This window comes from Paracoccus limosus (genome assembly GCF_009711185.1).
Lineage (GTDB): Bacteria > Pseudomonadota > Alphaproteobacteria > Rhodobacterales > Rhodobacteraceae > Paracoccus > Paracoccus limosus.
Genome location: NZ_WMIF01000012.1, coordinates 12,822 through 26,353 on the forward strand (window position 1 = coordinate 12,822; position 13,532 = coordinate 26,353).

The window sequence follows — 13,532 nt, forward strand, 5'->3', positions numbered from 1 at the left end:
ATCCATGGATGCCCGCGAGGACATGAGAAACCGTCTGGATCCGCTGATACACGAGCGGGCGCCGTGGCTCTTTTCGGGCCGCTGGCATCATGGTCTGGCGCGTCAGGCGCTGATGTGGCTGCTCCGCTATCCGCAGACCGTCCGGCTTGGCGCCGAATACCGCGACCTGCCCACCGAAGACATCATGCGCCGCCTCGCGCAGCTGATCGTGCGCGATCTGACGGTCGAAGGGATCGAGAACATCCCGGCCAACGGCCCGGCGCTGATCGTCTCGAACCACCCGACCGGCATTGCCGATGGCATCGTGCTGAACGCGCTGGTCTCGGCGGTGCGCGACGACCTCTTCATCTATGCCAATCACGACATCATGCGCATCCTGCCGCAATTCGCGTCACTGATCGCGCCGGTCGAATGGCGGCTGGACAAGCGCAGCCATTCCAAGACCCGCGCCACCATGGATTACACCCGCACCGCACTCGAGCGGGGCCGGATCGGGTTGATCTTCCCCTCGGGCCGGCTGGCCAAGCGTCAGGGGCTGACACTCCACGAACGGCCGTGGATGGCCAGCGCCGCGATGATCGCCAAGAAGTTCGGCGTGCCGGTGATCCCGCTGCACATCCGCGCCCGCAACTCGGCGCTGTTCTACACGCTCGACGCCATCCACCCGACGCTGCGCGACGTGACCCTGTTCAACGAGGTGCTGAACAAGGCGGGCCAGCCCTTCCGCGTCACCATCGGCAAGCCCATCGACCCGGCCGGCCTGCCCGCGCGCAGCGAAGACGGCATCGCCCTTCTGCGCGATGCGACGCTGGCCCTGCCGCCCCCCGGCCCCGGCGCGGTCAAGCTCGCGCAACTGCCAAGGTTTCGCCAGTCCCCCCCGGCCGTCGCCGCCCCGCACGCCATCGACTGAGCGCCGCGCCAGCCATTCACCATTTTCCAAATACCCATGCGACAGCGCCACAGGCACTGCCGGCTATAGGTCACACGACCATATCGTCGCGATGCACCAGCGCCGCGCGACCGGGATAGCCCAGAATCGCCGCGATCTCGTCGCTGCGATGCCCGGCAATCGCCCGCGCCTCGGTCGAGGAATAGCGCACCAGTCCCGAGGCCAGTCGCGCACCGCGCATATCCTGCACCACCACCGGATCACCGCGCCCGAACCGACCCGAGATCGCCGTCACCCCGGCCGGCAGCAGCGATTTGCCGCGCCCCAGCGCCTCGGCCGCGCCGGCGTCCACGGTGATCTCGCCCTTGGGCTTCATTGCCGCGATCCAGCGCTTGCGCGCTGCCTGCGGGTCGGTGTCGGGCAGGAACCAGCTGACCCGCGCGCCGCCCGCGACCGCAGCCAACGGGTGCAGCACCGAGCCCTCGGCAATCGCCATGGCGCAACCGCCCGCGACCGCGGTGCGCGCCGCCAGCAGCTTGGTCTTCATGCCGCCTTTGCTGAGGCCCGAGATCGGGTCGCCGCCCATGGCCTCGATTTCCGGGGTGATCTGTTCGATCACCGGCAGGTGCCGCGCGGTCGGGTCCGTCTTGGGATTGGCGGTGTAAAGCCCGTCCACGTCCGAAAGCAGCAACAGTTGATCCGCGCCGCAGGTCACCGCGATCTGCGCGGCCAGCCGGTCGTTGTCGCCAAAGCGGATCTCGTCGGTGGCGACGGTGTCGTTTTCGTTGACGATCGGCACCGTGCCCATGTCCAGCAGCACCTGCATCGTGGCGCGGCTGTTCAGATAGCGGCGGCGGTCGGTGCTGTCGTCCAGCGTCAGCAGCAGCTGCGCGGTCTTGACGCCATGCGGCGCCAGAGCCTCTTCATAGGCGCGCGCCAGACGGATCTGGCCCACGGCGGCAGCCGCCTGCGATTGCTCGACCCGCAGCGCGCCGGCCGGCAGGCCCAGAACCTTGCGCCCCAGCGCGATGGCGCCCGAGGACACCAGCACCACATCCGTGCCGCGCGCCCGCGCCGCCGCCACATCGTCGCAAAGCGCCCGCAGCCATTCGGCGCGCAGGCCGTTATCATCCACCAGCAGCGCCGAGCCGATCTTGACGACCAGCCGCTGCGCCCGGCTCAGTTCCGGGATCACGGTTGCCACGGACTGTCGTCCTTGTCCTCGACCGGGCCGCGCGAGGGGGCGATCTGGGCCCAAAGCGCGCGCAGCACCTCGGGCACGCCCTGCCGCGAGACGCCCGACATCAGCAGGACCGGCCCGCCGATCTCGGCCTCAAGCGCGGCGCGCTTTTCGGCCAGCTCCTCGGGGTCGATGGCGTCGATCTTGTTCAGCGCGGTCACGCGCGGCTTTTCGGCCAGCGCCGGCGAATAGGCCGCAAGCTCGTTCAGGATGGTGCGGGCATCACCCGCCACATCCTCGCCGGTGCCGTCGATCAGGTGCAAGAGCACGCGCGAGCGCTCGACATGGCCCAGGAACTGGTCGCCAAGGCCCCGCCCCTCGCTTGCGCCTTCGATCAGGCCGGGGATGTCGGCCATGACGAATTCATGCTGGTCGATGCCCACGACGCCCAGATTGGGGTGCAGGGTGGTAAAGGGATAGTCGGCGATCTTGGGTCGCGCATTCGACACCGCCGACAGGAAGGTCGACTTGCCCGCGTTCGGCAGCCCCAGCAGGCCCGCATCGGCGATCAGCTTCAGCCGCAGCCACAGGGTCCGCTCGATCCCCTCCTGCCCCGGATTGGCCCGGCGCGGCGAGCGGTTGGTCGAGCTTTTGAAATGCAGGTTGCCAAAGCCGCCATTGCCGCCGCGCGCCAGCAGCACGCGCTGGCCCGGCTCGGTCAGATCGGCGATGACGGTTTCCTGATCCTCTTCCAGAATCTCGGTGCCGACGGGCACGGTCAGCACGATGTCGTCACCCGAGGCGCCGGTGCGCTGCGAGCCCATGCCGTGCTGGCCCGACTTGGCAAAGAAATGCTGCTGGAAGCGGAAATCGATCAGCGTGTTCAGACCGCCCACCGCCTCGGCCCAGACATCGCCGCCCTTGCCGCCGTCGCCGCCATCGGGGCCGCCGTATTCGATGAACTTCTCGCGCCGGAACGAGACGCAGCCCGCGCCACCGCCGCCCGAGCGGATATAGACCTTGGCGAGATCGAGAAATTTCACTGGCTGCACCCCTGGAATTGGCAAGACATCGGGATAGTCAGAACGGGGCCCGTATTCAAGGGTGGCGTGTTCAAGGGTGGCGTGACTTTTCCCCGCCGCCGGGACTAGATGGCGCGGCCAGTCCCCGCGCCTGCGGGACACCCGCCAAGGATATCCGCCATGCTGACGACCTATGCGACGCTGTTGACCGCCATCGTGCTGGAAGTGATCGGCACCTCATTCCTGCAACGCAGCCAGCAGTTCACCCAAGTTCTGCCGACCGTCATGATGGGGCTGTGCTACGCCGCAAGTTTTTATTTCCTGACGCTGGTGCTGCGTTCGATGCCGCTTGGCATCGCCTATGCGATCTGGAGCGGTCTGGGCATGGTGCTGGTATCGGTCATCGGGCTGCTGGTCTTTGGGCAGAAACTGGACGGGCCTGCCGTGCTGGGTCTGGGGCTGATCGTGGCCGGCGTCATCGTCGTCAATCTGTTTTCCAAGACCGTCGGTCACTAAGCGGCCTTAACATTTCCGCGCCAGAGGCTAGATAATGTCCAAAGGAGGGTCCGATGATCCACTTCGACAATTCCTACGCCCGTCTGCCGCAAGGCTTCTTCACCCGCACGGCGCCCACTCCGGTGGCAGCGCCGCGCCTGATCGCGCTGAACCGGCCGCTGGCCGAGCGGCTTGGCCTTGACGCCGATTGGCTGGACAGCCCCGAGGGGGTGCAGATGCTGGCCGGCAACGCCCTGCCCGAAGGGGCCGAGCCCATCGCCCAGGCCTATGCCGGCCACCAGTTCGGCGGCTTTTCGCCGCAGCTTGGCGATGGCCGCGCGGTGCTGCTGGGCGAGGTGGTGGCCCCGGACGGCGCACGGTTCGACATCCAGCTGAAGGGCGCGGGCCCGACGCCGTTTTCGCGCCGGGGCGATGGCCGCGCCTGGCTGGGCCCGGTGCTGCGCGAATATCTGGTCAGCGAATTCATGTCGGCCTTTGGCATCCCGACCACCCGCGCCCTGGCCGCCGTCGTGACCGGCGAGACGGTGATCCGCGAAACCCTGCTGCCCGGCGCCGTGCTGACCCGCGTGGCCGCCAGCCATATCCGCGTCGGCACCTTTGAATTCTACGCCGCGCGCGGCGACCGCGACCGACTGCAACTTTTGGCCGATCACGTCATCGCCCGCCACTACCCGCAGGCCCGAAGCGCCGCCGATCTGCTGCAATGCGTGGTCGATGCGCAGGCGCGAACCATTGCCGGCTGGATGGGCCTTGGCTTTATCCATGGCGTGATGAACACCGACAACATGTCCGTCTCGGGCGAGACCATCGACTATGGCCCCTGCGCCTTCATGGATGGCTATCGGCCGGATCAGGTGTTTTCCTCGATCGACGCGCAGGGGCGCTATGCCTGGGACCAGCAGCCGAATATCGCGGTCTGGAACCTTGCGCAGCTGGCCAGCTGCCTTGTGCCCCTGATGGGCAATGACGATGCCGCCGTGGCCGAAGCGACGCGGATCGTGCACAGCTTTCCCGAGATCTATCAGCGCGAATGGCTGCGCGTCTTTGGCGCGAAACTGGGCATCAATGCCCCCGAGCCGCAGGACCGCGCCCTGATCGAGCGGCTGCTGGCGGTGATGGCCGCCGAGCGCGCCGATTTCACCCGCGTCTTTTCCGGGCTCTCGGATGGCACCGCGCGCGACGAATTCACCGACCCCGCCGCCTATGACACCTGGGCGCGCGACTGGCAGGGCCGCATTGCCGAACTGCCCGAGGCGGCGGCGCTGATGGCCCGCGCCAATCCGCGCCGCATCCCGCGCAACCACCGGATCGAGGAAGCCATCGTCAAGGCCCGCGACGAGGGGGATTTCACCCTGTTCCACCGGCTGGACGACGCCCTGCGCGCGCCCTTTGACGACCGCCCCGAATGGGCCGATCTGGCGCAGGCGCCGCTGCCCGATCAGATCGTTCACCGCACTTTCTGTGGCACCTGACGCCCCATGCCCCTGCGACATCCCAGCCTGCGACTGGCCAGCTACAACCTGCACAAATGCCGGGGCATGACCGGGCCGCACGCGCCCGAACGCAACCTGCGCGTCATCGCCGACCTGCGGCCCGATGTCATCGCGCTGCAAGAGGTCGACTTCCGCATGGGCCGCCGCCCCGAAGCGCTGCCCCGCGCCATGATCGAAGAGATGACCGGCATGGTGCCGGCGGCCTTTCTGGGCACCGGCGAGAATTCGCTGGGCTGGCACGGCCAGACCATCCTGATGCGCCCCGAACTGATGGAGCAGGCCCGCGTGCGCCGCCTGCCCCTGCCCGGCATCGAGCCGCGCGGCGCCATCGCGCTGCGGCTGCCCGGTCTGACGGTGATCGCCGTGCATCTGGGGCTGGCGCGCTCCTCGCGGCGTCAGCAGCTGGCGCGGCTGGTGGCACAGGCCGGCCGCATCGGCCATGAGCGGCTGATCCTGACCGGCGATTTCAACGAATGGCACGACAATCGCGGTCTCGAGGCGCTGGAGCCGATGCATGTCATCGCCCCCGGCCCCAGCTGGCCCGCGCCGTTTCCGCGCCTGCGCTATGACCGCATCGCCGTCTCGCGCGGGATCGAGGTGCTGGATTGCGGTGTCTGGGACAGCCGGACCGCGCGGCAGGCCAGCGACCATCTGCCGATCTGGGCCGATCTGGCGCTGGAGCCACGCTCGGCCGCGCCGGAACCGGGCGCCGCCGGTCGAATTGTTAGCGGTAACAAAGAATGACGCTTCCCCCCTCATCCGAAGGTCGCTAAACAACCGTCAATCATTGCCATGAGGGGACGGAAGACAATGACCGCCATCATCGACATTTACGCGCGCGAGATTCTGGACAGCCGGGGCAACCCGACCGTCGAGGTCGACGTGACCCTGGAAGACGGCACCATGGGCCGCGCCGCCGTGCCCTCGGGCGCCTCGACCGGCGCGCATGAGGCCGTGGAAAAACGCGACGGCGACAAGTCGCGCTACATGGGCAAGGGCGTGCTGGAAGCCGTCAATGCCGTCAACGGCGAGATCGCCGAGAACCTGATCGGCGAAGACGTCACCGACCAGATCGGCATCGACCGCCTGATGATCGAGCTGGACGGCACCCACAACAAGGGCCGTCTTGGCGCCAATGCGATCCTTGGCGTGTCGCTGGCCGCCGCCAAGGCTGCTGCCGAAACCAGCGCGCAGCCGCTTTACCGCTATGTCGGCGGCACGGGCGCGCATGTCCTGCCGGTGCCGATGATGAACATCATCAACGGCGGCGAACATGCCGACAACCCGATCGACATTCAGGAATTCATGATCATGCCGGTCAGCGCGGAAAACATCCGCGAAGCCGTGCGCATGGGCTCGGAAGTGTTCCACACGCTGAAGAAAGAACTCTCGGCGGCGGGTCTGGCCACGGGCGTCGGCGATGAGGGCGGCTTTGCCCCGAACCTCTCCTCGACCCGAGATGCGCTGGACTTCATCCTGAAGGCCATCGAGAAGGCGGGCTATACCCCGGGCGAGGACATCATGCTGGCGCTGGACTGCGCCTCGACCGAGTACTTCAAGGGCGGCAAGTATGAGATGAAGGGCGAAGGGAAATCCCTGGCCCCGGCCGAAAACGTCGCCTATCTGGAAGCGCTCTGCAACGACTACCCGATCCTGTCGATCGAGGATGGCTGTTCCGAGGATGACTGGGACGGCTGGAAACTGCTGACCGACACGCTGGGCAACCGCGTGCAGCTGGTGGGCGACGATCTTTTCGTGACCAACCCGGCCCGTCTGGCCGAGGGCATCGCCAAGGGCTGCGCCAACTCTCTGCTGGTCAAGGTCAACCAGATCGGCACCCTGACCGAGACGCTGGACGCCGTGCGCATGGCCGACCGCGCCCGCTACACCTCGGTCATGTCGCACCGCTCAGGCGAGACCGAGGACGCGACCATCGCCGATCTCGCCGTGGCCACCAACTGCGGCCAGATCAAGACCGGCTCGCTGGCGCGTTCGGACCGGCTGGCGAAATACAACCAGCTGATCCGCATCGAAGAGGCTCTGGGCGCCTCGGCCGTCTACGCCGGCACCTCGATCCTGCGCGGCTGATCCCGGCCCACCAGAAACGATCAGGGCGGTCCTTGCGGGCCGCCCTTTTTCATATCCACCAGCGATGCGTCAGCCCCAGCCGCATCAGCGCCCAACGCCTGCGAAACTCCGAAGGGCGCGCCTCGGCCAGCGCCTCGATCCCCTGCGGCGCCGCTGCCAGCGTCGGCTGCACGCCCGCCCCGGCAAACAGCACCGGCGCCAGCCGTCGCGGCACCAGCCGCCGCCCGGCCCGCGCCACCGCCAGCCGTTCGCGCGCCAGTGTCGCGATCTGGCCCAGCACCTCGGGCGAAGCATCCCACAGCCCCAAGTCCATGCCCTGCAACGCCGGCAGGGCCGCCAGCCATTGCGCGAGCCCCACCCCCTCGACCTGCGCCGCGATCACGTCCGCACTTCTTTCGTGGTCAAATATCCCACGGGAGTGCGGGGGTGTGAAACCCCCGCCGCCGACCTCGCCGCTGATCGCCTCCGCCGCGAACAGCGCCAAGGGCACTGCGGTGCCGCGCACATATTCAGCCACCGCCTCGGGCCCGTCATGCGGCTCACGCAGGCAGTCGCGGCGGCGCGGCTCGGCGAGAGCGGCGAACGCCGCCGCCCGCGCCCCCCAAGCTTCGGCCAGGGGCGTCAGCAACTCATGCGAGGGCACCTGCCCGGCGCCGATCGCCTGCAGCCGCTCGACCCACCATTGCAGGCGCATCTCGGCGATCAGCGGCTCGGCCGAGGCCAAAGGCGCGCGCGCCAGCTCAAGGTTCAGCGCGTAAAGCGTCAGCAGCTTCGGCCGCGCGGCCGGATCGGCCAGCAGGCAGATGCCGAACCGCTCCGGGTCATGTTCGCGCAGCAGTGCGCCGCAGGCGTCAAGTTTCATGCCGGTTTCACTCCGTCGCGGATCAGCTTCCAGCGGATCGCCTCGACAAGCGCCTCGAAACTCGCATCGACGATATTGGGCGAGACGCCCACGGTCGCCCAGCGGCGGCCCTGCCCGTCGGCGCTTTCGATGATGACGCGCGTCGTGGCATCCACCCCGCTGCCGGTGATGCGCACGCGGAAATCGACCAGATGCATGTCGCTGATATTGGCCTGATAGGGGCCCAGATCCTTGGCCAGCGCCCGCCACAGCGCGTTGACCGGGCCCAGATCCTCGCCCTGCTCATCGACACTTTCGCTGACCGACAACATGCGCTCGCCGCCGATCCGCACCACCACCACCGCCTCGGACACCGAGATGCGCCGCCCGATCGCGTTCTTGCGCCGCTCGACCGTGACGCGGTAGCGCTCGACGTCAAAGAAATGCTGCATCCGGCCCAGCTCGCCCAAGGCCAGCAGCTCGAAACTGGCCTGCGCGCCGTCATAGGCATAGCCCTGATCCTCGCGCAGCTTGACCAGATCAAGGATGCGGGCCAGCGCCGGATCGTCGCGGCAGACCTCGATCCCGGCCTCGGCCAGACGCGCGCGCAGGTTCGACTGCCCGGCCTGGTTCGACATCGGGATGATGCGCTGATTACCGACCAGCGCCGGATCGACATGCTCATAGGTCGCGGGGTTCTTCAGGATGGCGCTGGCATGCAGCCCGGCCTTGTGGGCAAAGGCCGAACTGCCGGCATAGGGTGCGGCGCGCAGCGGCGGCCGGTTCAGGATCTCGTCCAGCCGGCGCGAGATGCGGGTGATCTGCGACAGCCCCTGCGCCGTCACGCCGATCTCCAGCGTCGAGCGATAGGGCTCCTTCAGCATCAGCGTCGGGATCAGTGTGGTCAGACTGGCATTGCCACAACGCTCGCCCAGACCGTTCAGCGTGCCCTGGATCTGGCGGGCGCCGGCATCGATGGCGGCCAGCGCGCAGGCGACCGCATTGCCGGTGTCGTCATGGGTGTGGATGCCCAGACGCGCTCCCGGAATGCCGGCGACGATGACCGCGCGCGTCACGCGCCCGACCTCGGCCGGCAGGGTGCCGCCATTGGTGTCGCACAGGATGACCCAGGTCGCGCCCGCCTCCAGCGCGGTCTTTAGGCACAGGACGGCATAATCGGGGTTCTCGGCATAGCCGTCAAAGAAATGCTCGGCATCGAACAGCGCCTCGCGCCCCTCGGCCACCAGATGCGCGACCGAGGCGCGGATATTGTCGAGGTTTTCCTCCAGAGAAATCCCCAGCGCCTCATGCACGTGGAAAGGATGCGTCTTGCCGACCAGACAAACGGCGGGTGTGCCGGCGTTCAGAACGCCCGCCAGCACCTCGTCATTCTCCGCCGAACGGCCCGCGCGCTTGGTCATGCCAAACGCCGTCATCGTGGCGCGGGTCGCGGGCGCGGCGGCAAAGAATTCGCTGTCGGTCGGATTGGCACCGGGCCAGCCGCCCTCGATATGATCGACGCCAAGCGCATCCAGCATCAGCGCGATCTCGGTCTTTTCAGCAGCCGAGAACTGCACGCCCTGCGTCTGCTGACCGTCGCGCAGGGTGGTGTCGTAGAGGTAGAGGCGCTGGCGCGTCATCGGGAAAACCCCATTGGCTGGCTGATGGCACTATTGCGGCAGTCGGGCAGGATCGAAACGAGGGCCGGGAATGAGCTCAACGTTCGCTTTACTCATCCTGACTTCGACCCCAGCATCGACTATTCTGCCTTTCAGCTCATCCAAGGCTGAGAAGTCCTTGGTTTCCATCGCAAGCTGTCTCAAACCGGCAAGACGCCCCGTCAGATCGGTCAGCACCTCATCGACACTGACAATCATGCTTTGGGCCACGCCGAGGTCATGCTCCATCCATTGACCCATTCCTGGCTCTAGAAACCCTAGCAAGCGGGCCGAGGTCAGGAGTTGGCTTGGATCGTCCTTCAACCGATGCAGGATTGAAATTGCCTCTGCCGTGTTCAAATCGTCGGACAGAGCAGCGAGAATACGTTGGTCAGGGATCGGAGCAGGTTCCACTCCATCCGTGATCAACCGCCACTCCCATAATACATCTCTTGCTTGGTCTTTTTTTTCTTCCGTCCAGTCCATCGGCTTGCGGTAATGCGTCGACAGCAGCACGAACCGCACCACCTCGCCGGGGATGCCCTGATCCAGCAGATCGCGGACGGTGAAGAAATTGCCAAGGCTCTTGGACATCTTCTTGCCCTCGACCTGCAGCATCTCGTTATGCAGCCAGACCCGGGCGAATTCGCCCTGCGGATGCGCACAGCAGCTTTGCGCGATCTCGTTCTCATGATGGGGGAATTGCAGGTCGATCCCGCCGGCATGGATGTCAAAACTGTCACCCAGCAGCTCATAGGACATGGCCGAGCATTCGATATGCCAGCCCGGACGGCCCCGGCCCCAGGGGCTGTCCCAGCCCGGCAGATCGGCATCCGAGGGCTTCCACAGCACGAAGTCCATCGGCTCTTCCTTGAATGGCGCGACCTCGACCCGCGCGCCCGCGATCATGTCATCGACCGAGCGGCCCGACAGCCGGCCATATTCCGCATAAGAGCGCACCCGGAACAGCACATGGCCGTCGCGGGCATAGGCATGGCCGCCCTCGATCAGCGTCTGGATCATCGCGATCATCTGGGCGATGTAATCGGTCGCGCGCGGCTCATGGTCCGGGCGCGTCGCCCCCAGCGCATCCATGTCGGCGTGATACCAGCCGATGGTTTCCTCGGTCCGCTCGCGGATCAGATCCTCCAGCGTGCCGGGCGCGCCGGCCTGCTGGCGGGCCAGCGCCGTCGCGTTGATCTTGTCATCGACATCGGTGAAGTTGCGCACATAGGTGACGTGATCCGCGCCATAGACATGGCGCAACAGCCGCACCAGCACGTCGATAACGACCACCGGCCGGGCATTGCCCAGATGCGCGCGGTCATAGACCGTGGGGCCGCACAGATACAGCCGCACATTGCCCGCATCCAGCGGCTGGAACACTTCCTTGCTGCGTGTCCTGGTATTCGTCAGCTTGATCTCGACCATGACTTCCCCTTTGCGGGCGTCATCAGGTCACCATGATCCGCCCGCCTGTATTTCAGCCGGTAATGATGCAGCAGATGGTGATGGTGCAGCACTTCATGCGCCCGCCTTAACGCATCACCTTGCCTCTGCCAAGAGAGGCTGCAAAACTCGTGCCATGAGCCGCGAACTTGTCAATGAAATCTGTGCCGCACAGCCGGGGGCCGAATGGTCGGACCCCTGGGGCGGCGGGCATGACTGTTGGAAGGTCGGAGGCAAGACATTCGCCGTCACCGGCGCCGTGGGCACGCATGTCTCGGTCAAGACCGACAGCGTCGAGACTGCCGCCTTCCTGATCGAAACCGGGGCTGCGGAACGCGCGCCCTATCTGCATGCAAGCTGGGTCGCCCTGCCCCTTGATGCGGCGCCGGACGAGCTGGCGCACCGCATCCGCCATTCCTATCGCATCGTCCGCGCCGGGCTGACGCGGGCGGCGCAGGCGGCCTTGCCGCCGCTCTAGAACCGGCAGGATTGGCCCTGCCGGCGGCGGAACATTCACCCGCCCCAAGGGGTTGAGCCCCAGCCAATGCGTTTCGCACCAAGGACCATGCCCATGCGCCCGACCGACAAGCCCGCCCCGCACCACCCCGAGCCGGAAGGCCGCGTTCACCTCCGCCCCGAGGCCGATGCCGACAGCGAGACCCGTTTCGGCCCGCGCCCGGTCCCCGAAGGGCATCGCGCCGCCGCCGGCCCGTCGGAATCGCGGCGGATCCCGCCCTCGGGTCAGGTGTCGCCGGACGGCACCCGCGCCTATCCGCGCCCCTCGCAAAGCGCGAAATGGCTGGTCTGGGGCGGCACCGCGCTGGCCGCCGCCGCAGCGACTGCGGGCACGGTCTATGCCGCGCGCCATATCGCCGCACTGATCGCGGGCGACGGCGATCGCCAGCCCCGCCCCAAGCCGCGGGATACGCAGGCCCCGGGCTTTTACCGGCCCGCCCCGACCAGCCGCACCGCGCCCGAGCGCGATCACGAAGCGCCCCGCGCGCAGCGGCCGCGCCCGACCCGCAAGGCCCGGCCCAATCTGATGCAGGAAATCCAGTCGAACACCGCCAGCCTCAGCCAGGGGATGGATGGCGTGATGCAGTCGCTGAGCTCGGCCGTCGCCGGGTTTCGCGGTGTGGCCGGACAGGCCAGCACCATCATCCGCGACTTCAGCGATGCCGCCGCGCTGGTGCGCGACATCATCGACGCCAAGCCCGCGCCGGATCGGGCCGATGAAGGAGAGCGCAGCGCCTCGGCCCATGCAGCCCGCCCCGCTCCGCAGGAAGCCGAGCGCGAACCCGCCCTGCGCGATCCGCGCACACATCGGCTGTAGGGCGGGCGTTGCGATAAGGCAGGCTAGCGATGGCCCGCCTTCTCCGCGGCGGGAAGTGTGCGCAGTTCGGGCCAAGCTGGTGCGACGCGCGGGTTGGCTTCATTGTCGGATGGGCTTTTCCTAAAGCTTAGCAGCTTGCGACGGCATGCTAAGCTGCACGCCGATTTTCCGCGCTATCACGGGCTAGCTGGATAGCGTGCGGTTGGCGATTGGACCCTCTGCAGGTGCGGAGCTGACAGGGCAACGGCCCCCTGCAATCTTTTTGACTCAAGTTCCGATGATGACGGCTGCCTTGGGCTTCGCCCCTTTGACCAGCACCGGCTCAGGTCGCGCAAGGCGAGCGAGCCGGAAAACGGTATAGTCCGGCAGCGGGTTTGAGCTCTGCGTCTTCGCCAATCTCGCGCAGAGGGCATTGCTGGGAATGAGCTGCAAGCCGTATGCTTGGAAAGGCGGACCCTGCTCCCCCTGTGCACAGTCCGCCAATGATCAAGCCCGACGCGGCAGGCAGACGCTGGCCTCACGCCCTCGCACCCGCCCGAAAACGAAAAGGCCCCTCCCGCAGTGCGGGAAGGGCCCGATGGCAGCCGGTCGAGGCCGCTCAGCTCGGCACTTGCGTCGCAAGCTGTTGCAGCAGTGCGTCCATCTGCTTGCACAGCGCGTCCTCGGTCGTCTTTTGCTCGGTCGCTGCATCGGCCAGCGAGCGTTCGACGCCCATGGCCGAAACGGTGCCTTCCTTGCCCTTGGCCTCGGCGGCATCGCCCTTGGCGGTGTCGCCGGCCGGGATCATGGTCAGCAGCTTGTTCTGGGTCTCGACTGCCTTGCCGTCGATATAACCCTTTTCCTGACAATAGCTCAGCACGCCCAGCTGGTTGCGGGCGCTTTCATAGGCGGCGCCGGCATCCGCTGCGGCAGGAGCCGCCGGGGCCGCGCCAGCGGCAGGGGCATCGCCGGTCGCGGGCGCGGGGGTGGCTTCTTGCGCCAGGGATGCGCCGGCGGTCAGGGTGGCCACGAAGGCGGCCAGAATGGCGGAACGTGCGATCATCTCGATCTCCGTCTGTTTGCA

The 13,532-nt window shown here is 67.1% G+C and carries 13 protein-coding genes; 7 read left to right on the forward strand and 6 right to left on the reverse strand.

From position 1 onward, the window contains the following. Nucleotides 1-22: 22 nt before the first annotated feature. Nucleotides 23-910 carry a 1-acyl-sn-glycerol-3-phosphate acyltransferase gene (locus tag GL279_RS10060; RefSeq protein ID WP_246175269.1) on the forward strand — a complete coding sequence of 296 codons (888 nt, stop codon included), beginning with the start codon at nt 23-25 and terminating at the stop codon, nt 908-910. A gap of 70 nt (nt 911-980) precedes the next feature. Here GL279_RS10060 and proB read toward each other — a convergent pair whose 3' ends face one another. Together proB and obgE are read right to left on the reverse strand one after the other, a co-directional pair. Further along, entirely contained in the window at nt 981-2,093 is a 1,113-nt protein-coding gene (gene proB, locus GL279_RS10065) for a glutamate 5-kinase (protein ID WP_343039770.1), read from the reverse strand. Then, nucleotides 2,081-3,112 (reverse strand): GTPase ObgE, encoded by a 1,032-nt coding sequence (gene obgE / locus GL279_RS10070; RefSeq protein ID WP_343039771.1) that lies wholly within the window; start codon nt 3,110-3,112, stop codon nt 2,081-2,083. The genes proB and obgE overlap by 13 nt, the downstream gene beginning before the upstream one ends. Before the next feature lie 159 nt (nt 3,113-3,271). Between obgE and GL279_RS10075 the strand changes: the two genes are divergently transcribed. The 4 genes from GL279_RS10075 (at nt 3,272) to eno (ending at nt 7,188) form a co-directional block, all read left to right on the forward strand. Beyond that, the gene (locus tag GL279_RS10075) at nt 3,272-3,607 is read left to right on the forward strand and encodes a DMT family transporter (RefSeq protein ID WP_155064503.1); all 336 of its coding nucleotides are present in this window, start codon (nt 3,272-3,274) and stop codon (nt 3,605-3,607) included. Between the two features lie 53 nt (nt 3,608-3,660). Beyond that, nucleotides 3,661-5,079 (forward strand): protein adenylyltransferase SelO, encoded by a 1,419-nt coding sequence (locus GL279_RS10080; RefSeq protein WP_155064504.1) that lies wholly within the window; start codon nt 3,661-3,663, stop codon nt 5,077-5,079. 6 nt (nt 5,080-5,085) lie between these two features. Next, on the forward strand, nt 5,086-5,844 hold the full coding sequence (locus tag GL279_RS10085; protein ID WP_155064505.1) for an endonuclease/exonuclease/phosphatase family protein: 759 nt from the start codon (nt 5,086-5,088) through the stop codon (nt 5,842-5,844). Nucleotides 5,845-5,910: 66 nt separating this feature from the next. Next, nucleotides 5,911-7,188, forward strand: coding sequence for a phosphopyruvate hydratase (gene eno / locus GL279_RS10090; protein WP_155064506.1), 1,278 nt, complete (start codon nt 5,911-5,913; stop codon nt 7,186-7,188). A 49-nt stretch (nt 7,189-7,237) separates the two neighbouring features. Here the strand turns inward: eno and GL279_RS10095 are convergent, their stop codons facing one another. The 3 genes from GL279_RS10095 to cysS are packed head-to-tail and all read right to left on the reverse strand — an operon-like array spanning nt 7,238 to nt 11,118. After that, entirely contained in the window at nt 7,238-8,050 is an 813-nt protein-coding gene (locus GL279_RS10095; RefSeq protein ID WP_155064507.1) for a squalene/phytoene synthase family protein, read from the reverse strand. Further along, nucleotides 8,047-9,669, reverse strand: a complete 1,623-nt coding sequence (gene cimA / locus GL279_RS10100) for a citramalate synthase (protein ID WP_155064508.1) — start codon at nt 9,667-9,669, stop codon at nt 8,047-8,049. The genes GL279_RS10095 and cimA overlap by 4 nt, the downstream gene beginning before the upstream one ends. A gap of 30 nt (nt 9,670-9,699) precedes the next feature. Then, the gene (gene cysS / locus GL279_RS10105; protein WP_155064509.1) at nt 9,700-11,118 is read right to left on the reverse strand and encodes a cysteine--tRNA ligase; all 1,419 of its coding nucleotides are present in this window, start codon (nt 11,116-11,118) and stop codon (nt 9,700-9,702) included. Nucleotides 11,119-11,272: 154 nt separating this feature from the next. On the opposite strand from cysS, the gene GL279_RS10110 reads away from it, so the two are divergent. Together GL279_RS10110 and GL279_RS10115 are read left to right on the forward strand one after the other, a co-directional pair. Further along, a complete protein-coding gene (locus GL279_RS10110) occupies nt 11,273-11,614 on the forward strand; it encodes an MmcQ/YjbR family DNA-binding protein (protein ID WP_155064510.1) in 342 nt (113 codons plus the stop codon). 93 nt (nt 11,615-11,707) lie between these two features. Continuing rightward, nucleotides 11,708-12,469, forward strand: coding sequence for a hypothetical protein (locus GL279_RS10115; protein WP_155064511.1), 762 nt, complete (start codon nt 11,708-11,710; stop codon nt 12,467-12,469). Nucleotides 12,470-13,067: 598 nt separating this feature from the next. Here GL279_RS10115 and GL279_RS10120 read toward each other — a convergent pair. Next, entirely contained in the window at nt 13,068-13,511 is a 444-nt protein-coding gene (locus GL279_RS10120) for a pore-forming ESAT-6 family protein (protein WP_155064512.1), read from the reverse strand. Between the last annotated feature and the right edge of the window lie 21 nt (nt 13,512-13,532).